Source organism: Candidatus Sulfotelmatobacter sp. (assembly GCA_035504415.1).
Classification (GTDB): Bacteria; Vulcanimicrobiota; Vulcanimicrobiia; order Vulcanimicrobiales; family Vulcanimicrobiaceae; genus Vulcanimicrobium.
Genome location: DATJRY010000017.1, coordinates 175,572 through 197,955, shown reverse-complemented (window position 1 = coordinate 197,955; position 22,384 = coordinate 175,572). Strand labels below are relative to the sequence as shown.

The 22,384-nt window shown below is 69.3% G+C and carries 27 protein-coding genes; 17 read left to right on the top strand and 10 right to left on the bottom strand.

Translation table 11 applies throughout. The features are described from left to right. The 3 genes from VMD91_14630 to VMD91_14620 are packed head-to-tail and all read left to right on the top strand — an operon-like array spanning position 1 to position 1,584. A complete protein-coding gene (locus tag VMD91_14630; GenBank protein ID HTW85303.1) occupies positions 1–486 on the top strand; it encodes an O-methyltransferase in 486 nt (161 codons plus the stop codon). Positions 487–502: 16 nt separating this feature from the next. Further along, on the top strand, positions 503–952 hold the full coding sequence (locus VMD91_14625; protein ID HTW85302.1) for a flavin reductase family protein: 450 nt from the start codon (positions 503–505) through the stop codon (positions 950–952). After that, positions 949–1,584 carry an MBL fold metallo-hydrolase gene (locus VMD91_14620; protein ID HTW85301.1) on the top strand — a complete coding sequence of 212 codons (636 nt, stop codon included), beginning with the start codon at positions 949–951 and terminating at the stop codon, positions 1,582–1,584. The genes VMD91_14625 and VMD91_14620 overlap by 4 nt, the downstream gene beginning before the upstream one ends. A 65-nt stretch (positions 1,585–1,649) precedes the next feature. Here the strand turns inward: VMD91_14620 and VMD91_14615 are convergent, their stop codons facing one another. From VMD91_14615 to VMD91_14600, 4 genes are all read right to left on the bottom strand, one after another. Then, positions 1,650–3,422, bottom strand: a complete 1,773-nt coding sequence (locus VMD91_14615; protein ID HTW85300.1) for a DUF885 domain-containing protein — start codon at positions 3,420–3,422, stop codon at positions 1,650–1,652. 27 nt (positions 3,423–3,449) lie between these two features. Then, positions 3,450–3,746 carry a hypothetical protein gene (locus VMD91_14610; GenBank protein HTW85299.1) on the bottom strand — a complete coding sequence of 99 codons (297 nt, stop codon included), beginning with the start codon at positions 3,744–3,746 and terminating at the stop codon, positions 3,450–3,452. Continuing rightward, a complete protein-coding gene (locus VMD91_14605; protein ID HTW85298.1) occupies positions 3,746–4,270 on the bottom strand; it encodes an iron-sulfur cluster assembly scaffold protein in 525 nt (174 codons plus the stop codon). Before VMD91_14605 ends, VMD91_14610 begins: the two co-directional genes overlap by 1 nt. Positions 4,271–4,388: 118 nt before the next feature. Then, positions 4,389–5,018 (bottom strand): helix-turn-helix domain-containing protein, encoded by a 630-nt coding sequence (locus VMD91_14600; protein HTW85297.1) that lies wholly within the window; start codon positions 5,016–5,018, stop codon positions 4,389–4,391. A gap of 82 nt (positions 5,019–5,100) precedes the next feature. On the opposite strand from VMD91_14600, the gene sufC reads away from it, so the two are divergent. The 4 genes from sufC to VMD91_14580 all read left to right on the top strand — a co-directional run bounded on the left by sufC (position 5,101) and on the right by VMD91_14580 (position 8,960). Then, on the top strand, positions 5,101–5,871 hold the full coding sequence (gene sufC / locus VMD91_14595; GenBank protein HTW85296.1) for a Fe-S cluster assembly ATPase SufC: 771 nt from the start codon (positions 5,101–5,103) through the stop codon (positions 5,869–5,871). Continuing rightward, positions 5,864–7,177, top strand: coding sequence for a Fe-S cluster assembly protein SufD (gene sufD, locus VMD91_14590; GenBank protein HTW85295.1), 1,314 nt, complete (start codon positions 5,864–5,866; stop codon positions 7,175–7,177). The genes sufC and sufD overlap by 8 nt, the downstream gene beginning before the upstream one ends. Continuing rightward, complete coding sequence (locus VMD91_14585; protein ID HTW85294.1) at positions 7,174–8,436, top strand: cysteine desulfurase; 1,263 nt, start codon at positions 7,174–7,176, stop codon at positions 8,434–8,436. The genes sufD and VMD91_14585 overlap by 4 nt, the downstream gene beginning before the upstream one ends. Before the next feature lie 128 nt (positions 8,437–8,564). Beyond that, on the top strand, positions 8,565–8,960 hold the full coding sequence (locus VMD91_14580; protein HTW85293.1) for an SUF system NifU family Fe-S cluster assembly protein: 396 nt from the start codon (positions 8,565–8,567) through the stop codon (positions 8,958–8,960). Here the strand turns inward: VMD91_14580 and VMD91_14575 are convergent. Next, positions 8,957–10,207 carry an FAD-dependent oxidoreductase gene (locus VMD91_14575; GenBank protein ID HTW85292.1) on the bottom strand — a complete coding sequence of 417 codons (1,251 nt, stop codon included), beginning with the start codon at positions 10,205–10,207 and terminating at the stop codon, positions 8,957–8,959. The genes VMD91_14580 and VMD91_14575 overlap by 4 nt on opposite strands. Before the next feature lie 81 nt (positions 10,208–10,288). On the opposite strand from VMD91_14575, the gene VMD91_14570 reads away from it, so the two are divergent. Then, positions 10,289–10,612 carry a hypothetical protein gene (locus VMD91_14570; GenBank protein HTW85291.1) on the top strand — a complete coding sequence of 108 codons (324 nt, stop codon included), beginning with the start codon at positions 10,289–10,291 and terminating at the stop codon, positions 10,610–10,612. Here VMD91_14570 and VMD91_14565 read toward each other — a convergent pair. Further along, a complete protein-coding gene (locus VMD91_14565) occupies positions 10,609–11,061 on the bottom strand; it encodes a hypothetical protein (GenBank protein HTW85290.1) in 453 nt (150 codons plus the stop codon). The genes VMD91_14570 and VMD91_14565 overlap by 4 nt on opposite strands. Before the next feature lie 92 nt (positions 11,062–11,153). On the opposite strand from VMD91_14565, the gene VMD91_14560 reads away from it, so the two are divergent. Then, entirely contained in the window at positions 11,154–11,735 is a 582-nt protein-coding gene (locus tag VMD91_14560; protein HTW85289.1) for an isochorismatase family protein, read from the top strand. 9 nt (positions 11,736–11,744) lie between these two features. Continuing rightward, on the top strand, positions 11,745–12,686 hold the full coding sequence (locus VMD91_14555; GenBank protein HTW85288.1) for a DJ-1/PfpI family protein: 942 nt from the start codon (positions 11,745–11,747) through the stop codon (positions 12,684–12,686). A gap of 1 nt (position 12,687) precedes the next feature. Here the strand turns inward: VMD91_14555 and VMD91_14550 are convergent, their stop codons facing one another. Both VMD91_14550 and VMD91_14545 read right to left on the bottom strand, forming a co-directional pair. Next, a complete protein-coding gene (locus VMD91_14550) occupies positions 12,688–13,707 on the bottom strand; it encodes a TRAP transporter substrate-binding protein (GenBank protein ID HTW85287.1) in 1,020 nt (339 codons plus the stop codon). Between the two features lie 23 nt (positions 13,708–13,730). Then, positions 13,731–14,477 carry an SDR family oxidoreductase gene (locus tag VMD91_14545; protein HTW85286.1) on the bottom strand — a complete coding sequence of 249 codons (747 nt, stop codon included), beginning with the start codon at positions 14,475–14,477 and terminating at the stop codon, positions 13,731–13,733. A gap of 165 nt (positions 14,478–14,642) precedes the next feature. Between VMD91_14545 and VMD91_14540 the strand changes: the two genes are divergently transcribed. From VMD91_14540 to bla, 7 genes are all read left to right on the top strand, one after another. Then, entirely contained in the window at positions 14,643–15,890 is a 1,248-nt protein-coding gene (locus VMD91_14540) for an ABC transporter substrate-binding protein (GenBank protein ID HTW85285.1), read from the top strand. 80 nt (positions 15,891–15,970) lie between these two features. After that, complete coding sequence (locus VMD91_14535) at positions 15,971–16,846, top strand: branched-chain amino acid ABC transporter permease (GenBank protein HTW85284.1); 876 nt, start codon at positions 15,971–15,973, stop codon at positions 16,844–16,846. Further along, a complete protein-coding gene (locus tag VMD91_14530; GenBank protein HTW85283.1) occupies positions 16,843–17,928 on the top strand; it encodes a branched-chain amino acid ABC transporter permease in 1,086 nt (361 codons plus the stop codon). The genes VMD91_14535 and VMD91_14530 overlap by 4 nt, the downstream gene beginning before the upstream one ends. Next, positions 17,928–18,698: an ABC transporter ATP-binding protein gene (locus VMD91_14525; protein ID HTW85282.1), complete on the top strand. Its 771-nt coding sequence runs from the start codon at positions 17,928–17,930 to the stop codon at positions 18,696–18,698. The genes VMD91_14530 and VMD91_14525 overlap by 1 nt, the downstream gene beginning before the upstream one ends. Further along, positions 18,695–19,414: an ABC transporter ATP-binding protein gene (locus tag VMD91_14520; protein HTW85281.1), complete on the top strand. Its 720-nt coding sequence runs from the start codon at positions 18,695–18,697 to the stop codon at positions 19,412–19,414. The genes VMD91_14525 and VMD91_14520 overlap by 4 nt, the downstream gene beginning before the upstream one ends. A gap of 13 nt (positions 19,415–19,427) precedes the next feature. After that, positions 19,428–19,598, top strand: coding sequence for a hypothetical protein (locus VMD91_14515; protein HTW85280.1), 171 nt, complete (start codon positions 19,428–19,430; stop codon positions 19,596–19,598). After that, a complete protein-coding gene (gene bla / locus VMD91_14510) occupies positions 19,595–20,476 on the top strand; it encodes a class A beta-lactamase (GenBank protein HTW85279.1) in 882 nt (293 codons plus the stop codon). The genes VMD91_14515 and bla overlap by 4 nt, the downstream gene beginning before the upstream one ends. 3 nt (positions 20,477–20,479) lie before the next feature. Here bla and VMD91_14505 read toward each other — a convergent pair whose 3' ends face one another. Beyond that, complete coding sequence (locus VMD91_14505; protein ID HTW85278.1) at positions 20,480–20,773, bottom strand: hypothetical protein; 294 nt, start codon at positions 20,771–20,773, stop codon at positions 20,480–20,482. A 117-nt stretch (positions 20,774–20,890) separates the two neighbouring features. Further along, entirely contained in the window at positions 20,891–22,372 is a 1,482-nt protein-coding gene (locus tag VMD91_14500; protein HTW85277.1) for an AMP-binding protein, read from the bottom strand. Between the last annotated feature and the right edge of the window lie 12 nt (positions 22,373–22,384).

Below are 22,384 nucleotides of genomic sequence, written 5' to 3'. Positions count from 1 at the left end.
ATGCAGGCGAACCGCGTCCTCGAGCTGGGGACGGCCTTCGGCTATTCGACCTTGTGGATGGCCCTGGCGCTGCCCCCGGCCGGCCACATTTGGACCATCGACCCCGACATGGAGCGGACCGAGATCGCGGCCTCCTACTTCAAGCGGGCAGGCGTCGACGGACGGGTCGAGGTCATCAATCAGCCCGCGCTCGAAGTGTTGGAGTGGTTCCCGCAGCGCAACCTCGACATCGTCTTCATCGATGCCGTCAAGACCGAGTACGTCGACTATCTCGAGGCGGTCGTCCCGATGCTCAAGCGCTCGGGAATCGTGGTCGTCGACAACCTGCTGTGGGGCGGCCGCGCCGCGGCGGCGCCCTCGTCGAAGGACGACGCGGACACGCGTGCGATCCGCGAGTTCAACAAGGCGTTCCTCAGCCATCCGGAGCTCGACGCCACGATCCTGCCGCTGGGCGACGGAATCGGCATCGGTGCCCGCATCGACTGACGCTTTCCGGGCCGCGATGCGCCGCTTCCCGACCGGCGTCACCATCGTGACCACGGCGCACGAGGGCCGCATCCACGGCTTTACCGTCAACGCGTTCGCCAGCGTCTCGGCCGACCCGCCGATGGTGCTGATCTGCGTCAACCGCGGCGCGCGCGCGCACCCGCTGATCACCGTCTCGCAGCGCTTCTGCGCCAACATCCTCGCGCTCGAGCAGCGTGCGCTCGCGGAGCGCTTCGCCGACGGCGAACCGCACTCGCGCTTCACGGGGGTCGGCTATCGGCTCGGGCCCAGCGGTTGCCCGATCCTCGCCGGCACGCTGGCCTACGTCGACTGCACGCTCGCCGAAGAGCTGAGCGCGTCGACCCACACGATCTTCCTCGGCACGGTCCTCGAAGCGGGGCACCGCGAAGGTGCGCCGCTGGGATACTTCGACCGCGCCTACCGTGACTTCGGAGTCGGTGTATGATCGTCGAAACGTTCCCGGTCGGCGTGCTGGGCTGCAACTGCACGATCCTCGGTGATCCGGAAGCCGGCGAAGCGATCGTCGTCGACGGCGGCGACGAGGTGCCGGAGATCGCGCGTCGGCTCGAGACGCACGGCCTGCGCGCGCGCTGGCTCGTGCACACGCACGCGCACATCGACCACATCGGCGCGGTCGGCCCGTTACGCGAGCGGACCGGCGGCGAAGCGTTGCTGCACCATGCCGATTTGCCGCTCTACGCGACGCTCGCGCAGCAGGCGCGGTGGCTGGGGATGCTCGCCCCGCCGCAGGTCGTCGCGCTCGACGGCGACCTGGCCGACGGCGAGGAGCTGCGCGCCGGTGCGATCGCGCTGCGCTGCGTGCACACGCCGGGGCACACGCCCGGCTCGACCTCGTTCGCGCTCGAGCACGACGGCGCGACGACGCTGTTCACCGGCGACACGCTCTTCCGCGGCGCGGTCGGCCGCTGGGATCTCGGGGGCACCTCGCTCGAGGACATCGTCGACTCGATTCGCACCAAGTTGCTGGTCTATCCGGATGCCGCGGTCGTGGTTCCCGGCCACGGCCCCGCGACGACCATCGGGATCGAGCGCCGCGAGAACCCGTTCTTGACCTGACGGACAGCGACCGTTCTTTCGCCACGCGTCGGCGCGTTGGCCGAGCTTGACGTCGACGTCGTCCGTCACGCGTTCGTGCACGGCGCGGCCGAGCAGATGATCGGCAGAATCTTGCCGTCGTCCGAGGGGCCGAGCAGCAGCGGGCGCAGCAGCGGGAGCGCCGGATCGCCGTACTGCAGGAGGTCGTGGTGGAAGCGCGCCAGGGTGAACGCCGGGCCGAGCTTCTTGCGGTAGTCGGCGCGCAGCTTGAGGATCTCGAGCTTGCCGAGCGTGTAGTACCCGTAGGTCGCGTCCTGCGTGCCGCGATACGCTTCGGCGCGCGCGTTGGCCGGATCGAGGAAGGCCTGGGTCTCGAAGAACCGGATCGCCTGCGGGACCGTCATCCCCTGCGTGTGCATCTTCACCCCCGCGACGTAGCGCGCGTTGCGCCAGATGGCCTCGCGCAGCTGCATGAAGCGCACCCGCGGATCGCCGTCGCCCCAGCCTTGGTCGACCATCATCTGCTCGTCGTAGTGCGCCCAGCCCTCGACGAACGAGGTCGCCGTCAGCAGCTTCTCGCTCAGCGTCAGCGGCAGGTGGCGGTCGATGACGAAGTTGGTGAAGTGGCCGGGATAGACTTCGTGCGCCGAGACGATCGGCCGTTCGTAGTCGTTGAAGCTCGCCAGGTACGCCTGCTGCACCGCGGGCGGATCGTGCGGATCGACCGGCGTGACGTAGTAGTAGGCCTGCTTCGCGACCTGCTCGAGCGGGCCGGGCGAGTCTTCGGCGGCCTCGGTCGTCGAGCGCATGAACGGCGGCGTCGGCGTCACCGCGATGCGCGCGTCGGGCGGCAGGTCGATGATGTGGTGGGCGATGACGAACGCACGCAGCTTCACCAGATCGCCTTGCGCCGCCGGGATCAGTCCGGCGGCCGTCGGGTGCTGCCGCGAGAGCTCGGCGATCACCTGCGTGACGCCGGCGCCGGGATGGATGGCGTGCGCGCTCGCGATCATCTGCGCGCGCGTCTGCGCCAGCGCCTTCTCGCCGATCGCCAGGTACTCGCTCAGCGGCAGGTCGACGCCTTCCTCGTACTTCAGTCGCGCGCTGTAGTTGGCGGCGCCGATCGCGTAGGTGCCCTTCGGGTGCGCGATCCAGGTCGTCTTGAGGTAGGCGATGTACGACTTCGTCGCGCCGACCGCGACCAGTGTCGCGTGACGGAACTCGACCCGCGTCTCCGCATCGCCGACCCCGGCGAAGGCTTGCGGAATCGTCGTCTGCAGCAGGTCCAGGCTGCCGGTGGCGTCCTGCATCGCAAGGGTCGCGGTGTCGCGATCGACGGCGGTCAAGTTCCGGCGCGCCATCGCGTAGATCATCGGGATCTCGGCCTCCCGCGACATCGTCGCGCGCAGGCGCGCCAGCGGCGGTGCGAAATTGCGCGAGATCAAGAGGAAGACGCCGTTGGAGGCGGTCTGCACGTAGCCGTCGGGCTGATGGCGCCACATCGCCATCGTGCCGTTGATCAGCAGATCGTCGTGCAACGCATTGCTCAGCATCTCGGCGTCGAGGTGGACGCGCGGCGAGAGCTGCGTTCGGTCGATCGCCGCGAGCGTCCGGAGCGTCTCGCGGTCGAGCGCGAGCTGCCGCGCGTAGTCGGCCGCCGTGAACGAGCCGAGCAGGTTGTCCCAGCGATGGATGCCGACATAGGTCGCGCTGACCGGGTTGGCGTGGAACTGCGCCATGAAGTAGTCCCGTGCCAACTGCGCGTACCGATTGTCGGCGCCGGCCTGCGCGGCGCCGGGCGCGGGGATCAGGAGCGCGGCGAACGCGAGCGTGACGAGGAGGCGGGCGAAACGCTGCATGCGGCCCGCTTCAGGCAGCGGGCGGGGTCAGCCTTCGTCGGCGGCGCAGCGCGCGCGCAGCCAGTAGAACTCGCCGCGATGGCCGGGCTCGAGCGCGGGCACGTCGGTTTCGACGTACGGTTCGCCGCCCAGCGGGATGCGCGGCCCGGCCAAGCGCGTGAAGCGCGTGCCGAGCGTGGCCGGCGGCACCGCGGCGCGGACCGGTTGGGTCGCGTTCGCCGGCCACAGCCACAGGTCGGCGCGCGCGCAGACCACGCTCGTGCGCGGTACGGCGGGAACCGACGGTGCCGGCGTCGCGGCCGCGAGCGCCAGCGCCAGCAGCATCAGTGCAGCTTGATGGTGACGACGCCGCCGTCGTCGATGACCTTGGGGCCGGCCTTCTCGTCCTCGGAGGTCGTGCCGTTCCCGCGCCGCGCCGCCGCGGCGGCTGCGACCGTCGCCCGGGCCTGCTCGAGCATCGCGTCGGTGATGCGCCCCTCGGCGCGCCCGCGCCGGTAATCCTCGATCGCCGCCTGCAGCGCGAAGCGCGAGCGCTCGGGGTAGTCCTTCTTCTTCTCGGGATAGCCGTCCAGCGCGGCTTCGATGTCGGCGTCGGTGATCAGCAGCGCTTCGTCGATCGTCTTGCCGCGCGCCAACTCGACCAGCAGCGAGCAGGTCGCCGTGCCGAAGCCGCAGCCGGTCGTGAAGTACGAGACGTCCTCGATCACGTCGCCCGGCCCGACCTTCAAGAAGAACGTGTACAGGTCGCCGCACGAGTCGCTGAAGTACTCACCGCTCGCGGTCGGCTGCTCCATCGTGCGGAATCCCGTGCGATGCTCGACGAGCTGCTGGAACTTGGCGAAATTCATTCTAACGGCGCTCCGCCCAAGGCTCCGCGCCCCCCCACGCAAAGCGTGGGGCCCCCGGCCCGACCTCGCAACAACAGTTCTTTGATTGCGCGGTAACCCTGCGCTCGGTCCATCAACATCATCGTACGTTGATTTCGAACCGGCACTCGTTGCCGCCGGTTGCGAGCGACTCCGTCTGCTGGGCTTGACCCGGCACGACGTGCTCGAGGATGGTGTGGATCGCCGAGCACGCTTCCGGGTTCTCGGCCACCACCGACGCGTACGGGCAGCAGTGCTCGTGCAGCACGATCGTGCCGCGCTCGGTCCTCTGCATGTCGGCGGTGACGCCGGACGCTTTGAGCACCGAGACCAGCGCGGCGATGCGCTCCTCGGCCGGCTTGTCGGCGACCGCCGCGCCCAGGCGTTCGCCCGAGCGGTGGCCGATCCGATCGAAGATGCCCTTGACGGCCTCGTCGCCGCCGGCATGCCGGATCTCGCGCAGCACGGCGTTGAGCATCTTGTCGTAGCGCTGCGGGAAGTACCGGTCGGCTTCGGCCGTCAGCGCGTACTCGACCGTCGGCTTGGTCCGGCTGCGGCGCACGCTGTGACCGGCCACCAGACCGTCTCGTTCCAGCACGACCAGCTGCTGGCGGATCGCGTTGGGAGACAAGCCGAGCAGGTCCGCCAGGTCGAAGGCGGACGCCGAGTGGCGCTCGCGCAACGCCCCGACGATCTTGCCGCGCGTCGACTCGAAGAAGCGGTCGTGCATCCCGCCCCACCCTACCACGGAAGTCGCAGATAGTCCAGGCTTTCCTTGACTTTCTCACCCCGGCCGCCTACGATGGCTAGGCATGTCAAAGGGGCTGATCACGCGCGACCTCCGGGTGGCCGTCGAAGGAAAAGAGATCCTCAAAGGCATCGACCTGACGGTCGAGCCGGGCCGCGTCCACGCGCTGATGGGCCCCAACGGGAGCGGCAAGTCGACGCTCGCCTTCACCATGGCCGGCCACCCCGGCTACACGGTGACCGGCGGCTCGGTGACGCTCGACGGCGAGGAGCTGCTCGATCTGCCGCCCGAGAAGCGGGCCCAAGCCGGCCTGTTCCTCTCGTTCCAGTACCCGGCGGCGATCCCGGGCGTGACGGTCGCGAACTTCATCCGCACCGCGCGCCAAGCGGTCCGCCCCGGCGACCTCGCCCCGGCCAAGTTCCGCCAGCTGGTGTTCGAGAAGCTCGACACGCTCGACATGGACCCGGCGTTCCTGGGCCGCTACGTCAACGACGGTTTCTCCGGCGGTGAAAAGAAGCGCCTGGAGATGCTGCAGATGGCGATCATCGGGCCGAAATACGCGATCCTCGACGAGACCGACTCCGGGCTCGACGTCGACGCGCTGCAAGCCGTCGGCAAGAGCGTGCAGGCGTTGCGCGCGAGCGACGAGGGCAAGGACACCGGCTTCCTGGTGATCACGCACTATCCGCGCATCCTGCAGCATCTGCCGGCCGACGTGGTGCACGTCCTCATCGACGGACGCATCGTCAAGACCGGCGGTCCGGAGCTGGCGCAGCAGATCGAGCGCGAAGGCTACGACGGCATCCGTGACGAGGTTGCGGCCGCGGGTGTCTAGCGCGACCGAAACGCCGGCCGGCGCGATGTTCGCGCCGACGGCGGCCGGGCTCGACGCGGCGGTCGCGGTGCTCGCGAACGCCGGCGAGCGCAGCGGCGGCGTCCTCGACGCCGACGAGCGCCGCGCCGCGCTGACGCGTTACGAGACCGCGATGCTGCCCGGCGGCCGTCCCTCCCGCGGCTGGCGCCACGACTACGCGAAGCTGCGCTTCGACGAGCTGCGCTACACGTCCGACCGCGTCGCGATCCCGGAGAGCACGGGCGCGCTCGTCCACCGCGGCGCGACCGTGCTGACCGCGCCCGGCAGCGTCGTGAGCGATTCGCGCGTCACCGTGCTGCCGCTGGCCGACGCGGCACGCGACGAACGTTTCCGCGCGCTGATCCCGGCGCTCGACGAGGGCGCGCAGGCGGACAAGTTCGCCGCGTTGGCGACCGCGTTCCAGAACTGCGGCGCGTTCGTCCACGTCCCCGCCGGGGTCGTGCTCGACACGCCGATCCAACTCGTCTTCGCGCAGGCCGAACCGTACGCCGACGCGATCTTCCCGCGCATCGTCGTCGTCCTGGGCGAAGGGGCGCGCGCGACCGTCCTCGAGCGCCAGATCGGCGAAGGCGCGGGGCTGGTGTGCGGCGTCGTCAGCGCGCAGCTGGGCGCGAACGCCGAGCTCGACTACGCGGCGATCCAACAGCTGGGCGAGGAGGCGCGCGTGCTGATGTATCGCAGCGCGCACACCGGCGCCGCCGCGAAAGTGCGTTGGCACCTGGCGGAGCTGGGGGCGACGCTGGCCCGCACCGTGCTGGGCACGCACCTCGAAGCCGGCGGCGCCGACACCGAGTGCGACGCGCTCTTCTTCAACACCGGCTTCCAGCACGTCGAGCTGACCACCAACACCGAGCACGCGGTCGGGAACACCCATTCCTCGACCATCGTGCGCACCGCCGCCGCCGATCGTGGCCAAGGCCGCTTCTTCGGCAACATCACGATCCGGCCGCACGCGCACGGCAGCGACGCCTCGCTGCGCGACGACGCGCTGTTGCTCTCGCGCCGTGCGCACATCGACTCGGTGCCGGCCTTGGCGATCGCGGCCAACGATGTGAGCGCCTATCACGGCGCGACGGTCGGTTCGCTCGACCAGGACGCGCTCTTCTACGCCGCCAGCCGCGGCATCGCACGGCCCGACGCGGTGCGGATGGTCGCGCTGGCGTTCTTCGAGCCCGCCATCGCGCGCTTCCCCGGCGATGCGCTGCGCGAAGAGATCCGGACCGCGCTCGACGACAAGATCGACGCCGCGACGGAGATCGACGCATGACGGCGGCGACCGCGACGATCGACCGTGCCAAGCAGGACCGAATCGTCGCCGACTTTCCGATCCTGGCCAAGCCGACCTCGCGCGGGAAGCGGCTGGTCTACCTCGACTCGGCGGCCAGCTCGCAAAAGCCGCAGGCCGTCATCGACGCGCTCGTCCACTATTACGAGAACGACAACGCCAACATCCACCGCGGCGTCTACGAGCTGGCGTCGCGCGCGACCGATCAGTTCGAGGCCGCGCGGGAGAAAGTCGCGCGCTTCGTCAACGCGGCCGACACGGCCGAGATCATCTGGACGCGCAACACGACCGAGTCGATCAACCTGGTCTCGTTCTCGTGGGGCCTGCGCAACCTCGGCCCGGGCGACGCCATCCTGACCACCCAGATCGAGCACCACTCGAACCTGGTGCCGTGGCAGCTGCTGGCCGCCAAGACCGGCGCCGAGCTGCGCTTCATCCCGGCCGACGACGCCGGCAACCTCGTGCTGGACCAGCTCGACGCGCTGCTCGACGGCGTGAAGCTGGTCGCGCTGGCGCACGTCTCCAACACGCTCGGCTCGATCGCACCGCTGGACGTCATCGTCCCGCGCGCGCACGCCGCCGGCGCGCTGGTGCTGGTCGACGCCGCCCAATCGGTCCCGCACCTGCCGATCGACGTGCAGGCGCTCGACGTCGACTTCCTCGCCGCCAGCGGCCACAAGATGTGCGGTCCGACCGGGATCGGCTTCCTGTACGGCAAACGCGCGCTGCTCGAGGCGATGCCGCCGTTCTTGACCGGCGGCGATATGATCAAGCGCGTCTCCTACGAGACGACCTCGTACAACGAGCTGCCGTGGAAGTTCGAGGCCGGCACCTCGAACATCGCCGACGCGATCGCCCTGGGGGCCGCGGTCGACTATCTGAACGGCGTCGGGATGGAATGGATCCGCGCGCACGAGGTCGCGCTGACGGCCTACGCGCTGGACCGCTTGCGCACGCTCGAACCGCGCGGCCTGGCGATCTACGGCCCGCCGCGCGCGCAGGACCGCGGCGGCGTCATCTCGTTCAACTTCGCCGACGTGCACGCCCACGATCTGGCCTCGCTGCTCGATCTCGAAGGCGTCTGCGTGCGGGCCGGGCACCACTGCACGATGCCGCTCATGGACAAGATGGGCTGGCCGGCGACCGCTCGCGCCTCGTTCTATCTCTACAACACCGAAGCCGACGTCGACGCCCTGGTGGCCGCAATCGAAAAGGCCGCCACCGTGTTTAAGGTGGCATAGCAGCATGTCGGCAGACCGAGCGCAGAACGATCGCGACGCTATCGAAATCTCGTTGCGAGGTCCTCGCGGGGGCCCCGCGACGCGCGGCGTCGTGGGGGGCGCGGAGCCAGGGGCGGAGCGCCTTTAAAATGGACGATTTCTATAAAGAGTATATTCTCGACCACTATCGCAATCCGCGGAACTTCGGGCACCTGGAATCACCGACCGCGACGGCGGAAGACTTGAACCCGCTGTGCGGTGATACGATCACGATGGAACTGGCCGTTGGTGACGACGGCAAGGTGACCGACGTGAAGTTTTCCGGGCGCGGCTGCGCGATCTCGCAGGCGTCGGCGTCGATGCTGACCGAGTCGATCAAGGGGATGCCGCTCGAAGAGGTCGCCAAGCTCTCGCAAGAGACGGTGCTCGAGAACGTCGGCATCGGCATCAGCCCCAGTCGGATGAAGTGCGCGATGCTCGGACTCAAGGTCCTCAAGAGCGCGGCGCTGGGCGAAATCGCCTCCTGGCCGGACGAGAAGCACTAATCAGCTGAGACGGGCGCCGGCGCCGCCGGCGAGTGGACGTGCTCGGCGCGGAAACCGATCCCGACGATGTAGGCCGGGATGCGCCGCAAGAGCGGGATCGACGCGAACAGGCGCACCGGCAGCGGCGCGCGCGGCAGCGAGGTCGTTTGCAGCGTGGGCTTGAGCACCATGTTCTGGATGAACACCTGCAGCGCTTGCGTCGCCTTGGTCGGCCACTCGCGGCGGCGTTGCACCGCGCGCAGCTGATCGATGGTCGGCGCACCGTTGCGCAGCGGTCGCCAGAGCAGGTTGGCGGCGGCGACGGCGTCCTGAATCGCCAGGTTGATCCCGACGCCGCCGACCGGCGACATCGCGTGCGCCGCGTCCCCGATGCACAGGAGCCCGGGCTTCGCCCAATCGCGCAAACGGTCGACGGTAACAGTCAGCAGCTGGACCTGATCCCAGTCCTTCAGCTCGTCGACGCGATCGGCGAGGAACGGCGCGAGCCGCGCGACGTCGTCGCGAAAGGCCGGCAGTCCGCGCGCCTTGATTTCGTCGAACGCGCCCTTCTTGATCACGAACGCGCACTGATAGTAGCCGCTGCGCGGAATCGCGACCAGGAAGCCGCCCGGCCCGATGTTCCCGAAATCCGCCCCCGGATCGCCGTCGTTCCGCGAGAGCCGCATCCAGAGCACGTCGATCGGCGCCCCGACGTCCTCGACGACGAAGCGCGCCCGCTCGCGCAGCGTCGACGAGCGTCCGTCGGCCGCGACGACCAGGTCGGCGTGCACGACGTGCTCGCCGTCCTTCGTGCGCACGCGCACGCCCGCGACGTGGTCGCCGTAATAGACGACGTCCGTCGCCTCGGCCTGCATCGCCAGCCGGAAGGCCGGATACCGCTTCGCCTGCGAGGCGAGGAAGTTCAAGAAGTCCCACTGCGGCATGAAGGCGATGAACTTGCAGGGGCCCGGCACGTGGCGCACGTCGACCATGCGCAGCGCCGAGCTGCCGACGTGCGCGGTCAACTCGCGAATCTCGTCGTGCGGCGTCGCCAGGAACTGGTCGAGCAGGCCGAGCTCCTGCATCAGTGTCAGCGTCGACGGGTGGATCGTGTCGCCGCGGAAGTCGCGGAAGAAGTCGGCGTGCTTCTCGAGCACGAGCACCTCGATGCCGGCGCGCGCGAGCAAGAAGCCCAACATCATCCCGGCCGGCCCGCCGCCGGCGATGCAACACCGTACGCGTTCGGGGAGTCCGGTGCTCTCGCTCATGGCGCAGGGGTAGGACGGTGGGCTTGGGCCTCCCTGCGAGGCCGGCAGGATGCGCGCGTGCCGCGCGCGGAGCAAACGGGCGTGCTCCTGTTTTCGGTGCTCGCCATCCGCGTCGCGTTCGCGGTCGTCCTCAACGCGGGGGCGTTCATCGTGTGGGACGTCGGGACGCGTCCTCCGCTCACGCTGTTCGCCGACGTGCGCAGGGCACTCGGTACGCGGCGCGGGATCGCCGCCGGTGCGATTCGATTCGTGTGCGGGCTGGCACTGATCTGGCTCGCCGCGCTCGCCGTCGGCCCGGTGATGCCCGACCGCCGCACCTTCACGGTGGCCGAGACCGGCATCTTGATCGCCGCGTTGCTGCTCGAGATGCTGGTCGGCCCCGCGCTGCGGCGGACCCGTCGTTAGAGGTCGCGGGCGCCTTCGATGCAGACGTTCTGGATGTCGTAGGCGCGTTCGAGCACGACCTTCGGGCCGTGCGGCGTCTCGAGCGTCAGCCAGATCGGTCGCGAGCCGTTCTCGACCTGATTCGTGACGACGACGCGCGTCATCGTCACGTAGTCGCCGTCGAGACCCAGCGCGCGCGCGGTGTTCGGCAAGCGCAGCGGCTGGCTCGGCCAGTACGCGAACCCGCCGCCGACCGCGTGAATCGTCTTGTCCAACGCCGCGTCGCCCGGATAGGGCTCGTTGCGGATCCGGTCGTCGGTCGAGGCGACGATCGACTCGATCGCCGTCTGCTTGACCGCGCGGTTTTCGCAGTCGGCGTGAACGGTCAACGGCATCTGCAGGCGCGGTACGTGGGGCGAACACGCCGCCAGCAGCGCCACCGCGAGCGGAAGGAACGGGCGCAGGGTCACGATCCCACCGAGTTCCGGACGTGGCCCGAAATGTCCGCTGCCGGTCTCGCGGCGGTCTTCCGCATGCGCCGCGGGCCCGCGACAATAGTCGCATGCCGCATACACCGCCCGCTCCCATCGCTTCCTCGGCCCTGCTGGTCATCGACGTGCAAGACTCGTTCAAAGCCGGCGCGCGCTGGGCACAGCGCGGCAACCCGCGCTTCGAGGACAACCTGCGACGCCTGCTGGCCGCCTACCGCGCCGCACACCTGCCGGTGATCTTCTTCCTGCACAGCGACGAAGACGAGCACTTCCAGACCGACAGCCCGGCCTACCGGCTGATGGACTTCGTGCAGCCGCTGCCCGGCGAGACGCTGCTCCACAAGACGACCCGCAACTGCTTCACCAGCACCCGCCTGCAGCAGCTGCTCACGCAGCGCGGGATCCGGCGCTTGATCGTCACCGGCATCCAAACCGAGCAGTGCTGCGAGACGACGGCGCGGCTGGGCGGCGACCTCGGCTACGACGTCGACTTCGTCTCCGAGGCGACCCTGACGTTCCCGATCCCGCTGGTGCCGGGCCGGCGCGAGGGTGAGCTGCCGGTCGAGGCGGTGGTCGAGCGCACCGAGTTCGCGCTGCGGCGGCGCTTCGCGCGCATCGCGAGCGTGGATGACATCCTCGCCGAAGTCGCCTAACATGCGCACATGCGCGTCGTCTTCCTGATCGGCGAGAGCGTCGAGCTGTTCGACCTCGCCGGCCCCGTACAGGTCTTCCACGAAGCGAACGCGCTGGGCGCGGGCTACGAGATCGTCTTCGCCGGCACCGCGCGCTCCGTCGCCAGCGAACAGGGCGTCGCGCTCGCCGAGCTGCAGCGTCTGCCGCGCGCCGCGCGGGGCGACCTCATCGTCGTGCCCGGTTCTCGGCTGCTGCGCGAAGCGGGTCGGCGCGGCACGCCCGACCAGCCGGCGCTGGTCGCGTGGGTGAAGGCCGCTCACGCGGCCGGCGCGACGATCGCTTCGGTCTGCGTCGGCGCATTCTTGCTCGCTCGCGCGGGGCTGCTCGACGGACGCGAATGCACGACGCACTGGAAACACGTCGACGAGCTGCAACGCCGCTTTCCGAAGGCACGCGTCCTCTCGGATCGCCTGTACGTGCAGGACGGCCCGATCGTCAGCAGCGCGGGGATCGCCTCCGGCGTCGACATGGCGCTGGCGCTGGTCGAAGCGCACGCCGGGCCGCGCGTCGCCGCGACGGTGGCGCGCGAGATGGTCGTCCACGTGCGGCGCCCCGGCGCCGACGCGCAGTTGAACTCGTTCCTGGACCGGCGCGACCACCTCGACGCGGCCGTGCACTTGGTGCAGGACCGGATCGTCAACCACCCGGCCGAGCGCCACACGCTCGACGAGCTGGCCGAGATCGCACGGCTCAGCCGCCGCCACCTCAGCCGCACCTTCCGCGCCGCGACCGGCATGACGGTCGGACAGTATCACATGCGCATCAGGCTCGAGCACGCGCGCACGCTGCTCCCCAACCGCCGCCTCACCATCGAAGAGGTCGCGCAGCGCTGCGGTCTCGAGGACGCACGCCACCTGCGCCGTGCGTGGAAGGCCGCCTTCGGCACCAGCCCCGGCGAGGGACGGCGCTGACTCAGCCCAACCGCCCCGAGGTCTTCTCCAGCAGGTCCCACGCCCGATCGCCGAAGCGGGTCTTCCATTTGCCGTAGAACCCCGAGGCGGCGAGCTTGGCGCGAAAGCTGCCGGTATCGGGGCGGAGTATCGTCATGCCCTGGCGCGCCAGCTTGTCGGCCAGCGCGTCGTTGAGGCGCGCGGTATCGCCGCGCTGCAGCAGCGCGAAACGCGTCAGGGAACGCTCGACGATCGTCTGCACGTCGCGCGGCAACGCGTTCCACGCGTCTTGGTTGCCGAGCAGATGATAGGCCGACCACATGTGGTTGCTGACGCTCAAGTACTTCTGCACTTCGAACAGACGCGCCGTCTCGACGATCGCGAACGGGTTCTCCTGACCGTCGAAGACCTTGGTTTGCAGCGCGGTGTAGACTTCGCTGAAGTTCAACGGCCCCGGCGCGGCGCCGAGGGAACGGAACAGATCGACCCACAGCTCGCCGGCCGGCGTACGGATCTTGAAGCCGGCCAGATCCGCGGCGCTGCGAATCGGGCGGTTCGACGCGGTGATCTGGCGCATCCCGTTCTCCCACATCTTGGGATGCACGTACAGGCCGGCGGCCCGAATCTGATCGCGCACGTCGTCGCCGAGCGCGCCGTCCATCGCGCGAAACGCTTCGTTCGAGTCGCGGAACGCGAAGCCGATCGCCTGGATCGCCGCGATCGGAACGACCCCCTGCAAGATGCCGCCGTCCAGCGTGAAGAACTGGACCGCGCCGGACCGCAGCTGTTGCAGGACCGCCGTGTCGCCGCCCAGCTGGTTGTTCGGGAAGAGCTGCACGTCGAGCCGGCCGGCGGTCTGCGCGCGCACCGCATCCCAGCATTGGCGCATCCGCACGTTGAGCGGATGCTCGATCGGCAGATTGCTGGCGTACTTGTACGTCCACTGCGCGGCGCGGGCCGGCGTGCGCGCGAACGCGACGCTCGCCAGCGCGGCTGCGCCGGCGGCGGCGAAACGGCCGCGGGAGATCCTATCGGTCGGCATCGGCATCGGCACCCTTTTCGGCGTCAGTCCAGCATCAGTCCGCCGTCGACGGTCAGCGTCTCACCCAGCACGAACGCGGCGCGCGGCGAGAGGAGCCACACGATCGCCTCGGCGATCTCCCGCGGCTCCCCGACCCGTTCGAGCAACGTCGAGCCCTCGATGCGCGCGCGGTGAGCGGGGTCGGCGAAGACCTCGCGCAGCATCGCCGTGTCGGCCGGCCCGGGCGCGACGCAGTTGACGGCGATGCCCAGCGGCGCCAGCGCGCGGGCCGCGTTGCGCGTGAGCGCCAGGACCGCACCCTTGCTGGCGGCATAGGCCGCCGTCCCCGACAGCCCGCCGCCGCGCTTTCCGGCGACGCTGGCCACGGTGCAGATCCGCCCGCCGGGCCGCATCCGCCGCGCCGCCGCTTGGATGCAAAGGAACGTTCCGATCACGTTCACGTCGTGGAGACGCCGGAACGTGGCCGGGTCGAGCTCGAGGAACGGTGTCGTGTCGACGATGCCGGCCGGGGTCGCCAGCGCGTCGAGGCTGCCCGCGAACGCGGCCAGCACCTCGTCGAAGCAGCGCGTCACGGAGGTCTCGTCGGCGACGTCGACGGCGAACGCGTGGCCGTCGATCTGGTATGCCAGCGCTCGCGCGGCCTCGACGTCGCGGTCGGCGACGGCGACCCGGTAACCGGCCTCGGCCAGCAGCTCGCACGTCGCCCGGCCGATTCCGCCGGCGCCGCCGGTCACCAGCGCCGTGCGCGGCGGCTCGCCGAACCACTCCATCCGTCCCCCTGGCCCGCGTCCACGGGCTGGCCCTCGCGTTCTCGCCGCCCCTCGCCGAGACTTCTTCCGAACGGAGGGTGGGTCGGACGCAGGAACGTTTCCTCGTTCCCAGCTAAAGCGGCTGCCAAGTCCTTATCCGGCCGTCCACTTAAAGGAGTCGAGCCCGTGAAGAACACTCTGTCGCGCGGTCGTTTCGTCGCCGGCACCGCCGGCGCAGCCGCCATTACGCTGGGCAGCGCCCCGTACGTCATCGCCGCACCGACCAAGGAAATCGTCGTCGGCCTCAACGTTCCGCTGACCGGGCCCTACTCCGACCAAGGCGCCGACCAGATCCGCGCCTACAACCTCGCCATCGAAGAAGTGAACGCGAAGGGCGGCATCCTCGGCATGCCGGTCCGCGCCGTCAGCGGCGACACCCAGTCCAAGCCCGCCGTAGCGCGCGACAACGCCGAACGCATGATCGATCGCGACGGCGCGATCATGATCACCGGCGGCTCGTCGACCGGCGTCGCCGTGGCCGTCTCCGCGCTATGCCAAGAGAAGAAGACGATCTTCATGGCGACGCTGACGCACGGCGACGAGACGACGAATCAGAACTGCCACAAGCACACGTTCCGGCGCTACAACGACGCCTACATGAGCGCGCAGTCGTTGGCGCGCACGATGGTCAGCAAGTACGGGACCGGCAAGTGGTTCTTCATCACGGCTGACTACGCGTGGGGGCACTCGAACTTCGACAACATCACCTCGGTCATCAATCCGAAGGGCGCCAAGGTCGTCAAGAACGTGCTCACGCCGTTCCCGGGAACGACCGACTTCTCGTCCGGTCTCGCCGAGGCGCAAGCCGCCAAGCCCGACGTGCTGTGCATCATTCAGTTCGGTGGCGACATGGTCAAGTGCGTCAATCAGGCGGCGCAGTTCGGCCTCACCAAGTCGGCCAAGATCCTCGTCCCGCTCGTCGACGAGTACATGGCCAAGGGCGCCGGCGCGAACTTCGACAACGTCGCTTCGACGGCGCCGTTCTACTACAAGTACCACGCCGACAAATATCCGGGCGCGAAGCGTTTCGTCGACGCGTTCACCAAGAAGTACGGCTTCCCGCCCTCGAACGGCGGCGAGTGCGCCTACGCCGACATCCTGATCTACAAGTGGGCCGCGGAGAAGACGGGCTCGATCGACCCGGCCAAGATCATCTCGGCGCTCGAAGGGAACAAGTTCCAGTTCACCAAGGAAGTGGAATGGTACCGCCCGGAGGATCACCAGGGCGTCAACTCGTGCCTGGTCGTCGAGGGCCTGCCGGTCGCGCAGCGCACCGAGAACGGGTTCGGCTACGGCCGGGTGCTGGAAGTCCACCCCGGTGAAAGCGTCGTCGCGCCGCTCTCGAGCCTGGTCTGCAAGATGGAGTCGGCATAAGCCTTCGGGTCCCCAAGCTCCCCACGGGTCGGCGCCTGCACGGACGCCGACCCGTTTCCGTATCTCAACATAGGTAAGACGTGGAAGCGCTCATCCAAGCACTGCTCAACGGATTGGTACGGGGCCTGATCTATGTGGCGATCGCCGTCGGTCTCACGATCGTCTTCGGAACGCTGCGGCTGGTCAACTTCGCGCACGGAGCCTTCTACGCGATCGGCGCGTACGTCGGCCTGGTGGTCGCGCAGCACTTCGGTTTGATTCCCGCGTTCTTGGCGGCGCCGATCGCGGTGGCGATCTTCGCGGTCTTCCTCGACCGCGTGGTGCTGCGCCACTTCTACGACAAGGGACCGACCCTGCAAATCCTGGTGACGTTCGGCATCGCGCTCGTCGTCGAGGAGACGCTGCGGCTCATCTTCGGCGGGACGACGGTGCAGTACCCGATGCCGGCGGCGCTGGCGTCGGCGTCGACCACGATCGGGCCGATCACCTACCCGACGTACCAGCTCCTGTTCGCGCTCGGCGTCATCGTGATGCTGGTGGTGGTCTGGCTCTTCATCCAATACACGACCTACGGGCTGATCGTCCGCGCGGGCGTGCGCGACCGCATCATGGTGCAGTTGCTGGGCGGGAACGTGCGGCTCGCCTCGACGATCGTCTTCGCGCTCGGCGCCGCGATCGCGGGCTTGGTCGGCGCGGCGGCCTCTCCCATCTACAGCCTCGACCCGGAGATCGGCTTCGGCTTCCTGGTCCCCTCGTTCGTCGTCGTCGTCGTCGGCGGGCTGGGCAGCTTCTGGGGAGCCGTCATCGGGGGCTTGCTGATCGGCGAGCTGCAGGCGGTCACCACGCTCTACTACGCTCCCGCCGCCGACGTGGTCATCTACGTCTGTATGGCGCTGATCTTGTTGCTGCGACCGCAAGGACTGCTCGGCGAGAGCGAGGTCATTCGCCAGTCATGACCTCGACCACGAGCGAGGCGACGCCCGCCGTCGCCTCCCCGCGCACCGGCTTGCTCGGCGCGGACCTGCGTTTCCTCGCGCTGACGGCGCTGGGGCTGGTCGTCTTCCCGTTCGCGCTGCACCTGATCGGCGGGTATGCGGGCCTGGCCACGCAGATCCTGATCGTGAGCATCGCGACGATCGGGTTCAACGTCCTGCTCGGGTACGCCGGCATGCTCTCCTACGGCCAGTCGATGTTCTTCGGCGGCGGCGGCTATCTGGCGGCGATCCTGCTGCTCCACACGATGCCGGACCATCCGAACCTGTGGCTGGCGGTGCTGGGCGCGACGATCGTCACGACCGCGCTGGCGGCGCTGATCGGCGCGCTGAGCGTTCGCCTGTACGGCATCTACTTCGCTCTGCTGACGTTGGCGTTCGCGCAGATGGTGTTCTTCATCGTCGAACAGGCGCGCTCGTGGACCGGCGGAGACGACGGCCTGCAATCGTTTCCGAACGCGCTGCTTGCGCTCGGACCCTGGAACGTCGATCTGCAAACGCCGCTCCCGGCGATCGCGCTGGGACCGTTCGGCAACCTCGGCGACCTCAAGCTGTGGTACGTCTTCGCCGCCGTCATGCTGCTCGCGGTGCTGTGGTTCGTGCGCGCGCTGACCCGCTCGCAATTCGGCGAAGTGCTCGACGCGATCCGCGAGAACGAGGAGCGCAGCGTCTTCGTGGGCTTCAACGCCGCCGCGTACCGGGTGATGGCGGTCGCGATCGCCGGGGCGCTCACCGGGTTCTCCGGCGCGCTCAAAGCGCTCTACGACGGGACGGTCTCGGTCGACTCGGTGGGTATCGAACGCAGCGGATCGTTCGTCATCTACGCCGTCGTCGGCGGCATCCAGACGCTGTTCGGCCCGGTCATCGGGACCGGGATCATCATGTATCTCGAGAACGTGCTCTCGGGCGTCGTCTCCTACTGGCAGCTGATCGAAGGGGTGATCTTCGTCCTGGTCGTCGTGTTCTTGCCCAACGGCATCGTCGGGACGATCCTCAAGCGGAGCCGAGCACGCAAGACGCTGTTGGCTTCGGTGCGGGTGAAGTGATGGATCCGATCCTGCGGACCAGCGGCTTGGGCAAGTCGTTCGGACACTTCGCGGCCAACGCCGACATCGATTTCTCGGTCGCGCCCGGCGAGCTGCGCGCCGTCATCGGCCCCAACGGCGCCGGCAAGACCACCTTCTTCAACCTGATCGCCGGCACGACGCCGGTGACGACCGGGACGATCTGCTTCGAGGACCGCGACGTCACGCGCACGACCGGACATCATCGGGTGCACCTGGGGATCGCCAAGGCGTTCCAGACGGCCAACCTCTACCCCGACCAGAGCGTGTTGCAGAACGCGCGCTTGGCGGCGCTCGCGCACGTGCAAGGCGCCTTCGCGCCGCAGCTGCTGCGACGTTCGACGCGTCTGGGGCGCGTCGACGAGCTGGCCTGCAACGCGCTCGCACGGCTCGATCTCGAGCGCGTGAGCGAGCTGCGCTGCGGCGACCTCTCGCACGGCGACAAGAAGCGCCTCGACATCGCCATCGCGCTAGCGACCGAACCGCGAATGCTGCTGCTCGACGAGCCGATCGCCGGAATGTCGCGCGACGAGGCCCGCAAGACCGAAGCGCTGATTCGCAAGCTGGCGACCGAGATGACGGTGCTGATCATCGAGCACGACATGGACCTGATCATGGGCATCTCCGACTCGATCACCGTGCTGCACCAGGGCCGCGTGCTGGCGACCGGGACGCCGGCCGAGATCCGCGAGAACGCCGCCGTCCAGGAAGCCTACCTGGGCGGCCACAGCGAAGCGGAGCTGCACGCATGACCGCCACCGCCGTTCAAACGCGCCTGCGCGTCGAGGGGATCGACACCTATTACGGCGACAGCCAAGTCCTGCGCGGGGTCTCGCTGCACGTGGGCGCCGGCGAGACCGTCGCGCTGCTCGGCCGCAACGGCGTCGGCAAGACCACGACCCTCAAGTCGATCGTCGGCTGGCTCACGCCGCAGGCCGGCAGCATCACGCTCGACGGCCAGGAGCTGGTCGGGCGCGACATGATGACGATCGCGCGGATGGGCGTCTCACTGGTCCCCGAGGAGCGGCGCATCTTCACCAACCTGACCGTCGCCGAGAATCTCAAGCTGGCGCAGGTCACCGCCCGCAAGCCGGGCTGGACGCTCGACCACGTCTACGAGAAGTTCCCCCGTCTGCGCGAGCGGCTCACGCACAAGGGCGATGAGATCTCCGGCGGCGAGAAGCAGATGCTCGCCATCGCGCGCGCGTTGGTGCAAGACGTCCACGTTCTGCTGCTCGACGAGCCCACCGAAGGCCTCGCCCCGCTGATCGTCCGCGAGGTCGAGAACGTGATCCGTGAGATCAAGGCCTCCGGGATCACCACGCTGCTGGTCGAGCAGAACCTGTTCAGCGCGCTGGCCGTCGCCGACCGCTGCTACATCATCGACCAGGGCGAGATCAAGTTCGAAGGGACGCCCGAGCAGATTCGTGAGAACGCGGACTTGCGCCGCCGTTACCTCCACGTCTAGACTCGAAGACGTCATGTACTCCGACGACGACCCTTCCAAAGAGATGATCCACGACCTCGGGCTCGATCCGGCGCTCGACGAGGACATCGGGGACGATCCGCTCTTGCGCCAAGCGCGGCGGAACGTCGAGGGGACCGTGCGCCACGCGCACGAACAGCACGAGCAGGACGAGAAACCCGGATGAACCGCCGCACCCTGCTCACGAGCGCAGCCGCGACGCTGGCCGCGCCGGCGCTGCTCGCCGTGCCGACGCGCGCGCCGGCAGCCGACGCCGCCGAACGGCGCCTGGCGACGATCGAGCTGCGCACCGGCGGTCGCCTCGGCGTCGCCGTATCGGACACCGGGACAGGCCACACGCTGGCCTACCGCGCGCACGAGCGTTTCCCGATGTGCAGCACGTTCAAGGCGCTCGCCGTCGCCGCGGTGCTACGCCGCGTGGAGTCGCGCGAGGAGCAGCTCGACCGCCGCATCCCGTACACGCAAGCCGACCTGCTCGCGTACGCTCCCGTCACCCGCGAGCACGTTCACGAGGGCGGCATGACGGTCGAAGCGCTGTGCGCCGCGGCGATCGAGTACAGCGACAACACCGCCGCGAACCTCTTGCTGGCGAGCCTGGGCGGTCCCGAAGGGGTCACGCGTTTCGCCCGCGCGCTGGGCGATCGGGTCACCCGGCTGGATCGCACGGAAACCAGCCTCAACACCGCGATCCCCGGCGATCCCCGCGACACGACGACGCCCGCGGCCATGGCGGCCGACCTGCGAGACGTGCTGATCGGCAACGCGCTGCTGCGCCCCGCACAGCTCCGGCTACAGGGCTGGATGGACGCCTGCAAGACCAGCGCCGCGCGCCTGCGCGCCGGCCTCCCGCGCGGTTGGGCCGTCGGTGACAAGACCGGCACCGGCGAGAACGGTACGGCGAACGACATCGGCATCGTGCGCCCCGTCGGCCGCAAGCCGCTCCTGGTCGCCGTCTACCTGACCGGCGCGACGGCGATCGACGGCGACCGCCGTGACGCCGCGATCGCCGACGTCGGCCGCGTCATCGGCGAAGTCTTCCGCTAGCCGTTACTCTTCGAGGGTGGTGACGTCGCCCAGCTCTTGGCCCGTCTCTTGGGCTTTGAGCAGGCGGCGCATGATCTTGCCGCTGCGCGTCTTGGGGAGCTTGGCGGTGAAGCGGATGGCGGACGGGGTCGCGATCGCGCCCAGCTCGGTGCGCACGTGCGCGACCAGCTGCGCGGCCAGCTCGTCCGAAGCGCTGTAACCGCCGCGCAGCACGACGTAGGCGACGATCGCTTCCCCCTTGAGGTCGTCCGGGACCCCGCACACGCCGGCTTCGCCGCAGGCGGGGTGCGAGACCAGCGCGCTCTCGACGTCGGCCGTCGCGATGCGGTGCGCGGCGACGTTGAGGACGTCATCGGCGCGGCCCAGGATGGCGAGGAAACCCTCGGCGTCGCACGTCGCGACGTCCCCCGCGACCTACGTGCCCCAGCGGAAATACTGTGCGTGGCGCTCGCGGTCGCCCCATACGGTGGCGAACATGTGCGGGAGCGGGTTCTCGATCACCAAGAGGCCGCCGCTACCGCCGGGCGGGATCGGCGCGCCGTTGCCGTCGCGGATCGAGAACGCGATCGGTCCCAGCGCCTTGCCGCTGCGATCCGGCCGCACCGGCGTGGTCGGGAAGAAGCCGCAGGCCGGCGCGGCGACTTCGGTCTGCCACCACTGGTTGAGCACGGCGACGCGCCGCTTGCCGATGACCTCGTACAGAAACCGCCACGCCTCGGGGTTGAGCGGCTCGCCGGCGCACCAGATCGCCTCGAGCTTGGAGAGGTCGTGCCGCTCGGCCAGCTCGGCGCCTTGGCGCAGCAGCATGCGCGCCAGCGTCGGCGCGGTGTAGAGCTTGGTCACGCCGAGCTGCGCCATCGTCGCGTAGACGGCGTCGCTCGCCGGATAGTCGGGTGCGCCTTCGCGCAGCACGCAGCGGTAGCGGTTGGTCAGCGCGCCGTACACCATCATCGTGTGGCCGACGATCCAGCCGATGTCGCTGGTGCACCAGTAGACGTCCTGCGGCGTGATGCCGGTGGTCTGGGCCAGCAGCGTCGCGGCGCCGACCAAATAGCCGCCGTGGTTCATCACCACGCCCTTCGGCTTGCCGGTCGTGCCGCTGGTGTAGAGGATGAACAGCGGGTGCTCGGCGTCGACGATCTCCGGCTCGGCGGTCTGGGGGTGGCCGGCGAGGAAGGCGTCCCACTCGATCTCGCGCCGATCGCGCGTGCCGCCCGGCCCGCCGCGGCGATGGACGACGATGCGCTCGACCTGCGGCAGCTCCGCCACCGCGACGTCGGCGATCTGCTTGAGGTCGACGGTCTTGCCGCGGCGGTAGGTGACGTCGCCGACGAACAGCACCTTCGCCCCGGCGTCCAGGATCCGGTCGCGCAGCGCGCCTGAGCCCAAGCCCGCGTAGATCACCGAGTGGATCGCGCCGATGCGCGCGCAGGCCAGCATCGCGACGATCCCCTCGACCGTCAGCGGCATGTAGATGCAGACGCGATCGCCGGAGCGCACGCCGTCGGCTCGCAGCGCGTTGGCCAGACGGTTGACCTGCGCCAGCAGCGCGGCGTAGGTGACGCGCCGCGCTTCGCCCGTCTCGCACAAATACTCGTACGCGACCGCGTCGGGATGCGTGCGCGCGGGCTCGTCCAAGCACGACACGGTCGCGTTGAGCCGCCCGTCGGCGAACCAATGCTGGTCGTCGATGCGACCGTGGAACACGCTGGTCGGCTCGCTCGCCCAGACGATGCGCTTTGCCGCCGCGCGCCAGTACGCGTCGGTGTCGCGCAGACCGTCCGCGACGTACGCGTCCTGATCCGGCAGGTGGAACCAGTGCGCGACGCCGGGCGGCGGCGGAACGATCTCGCCGGTCGAGAGCAGGCCTTCGATGGTCGAGGGGATCGTGGACACGGCGGGCTCCTC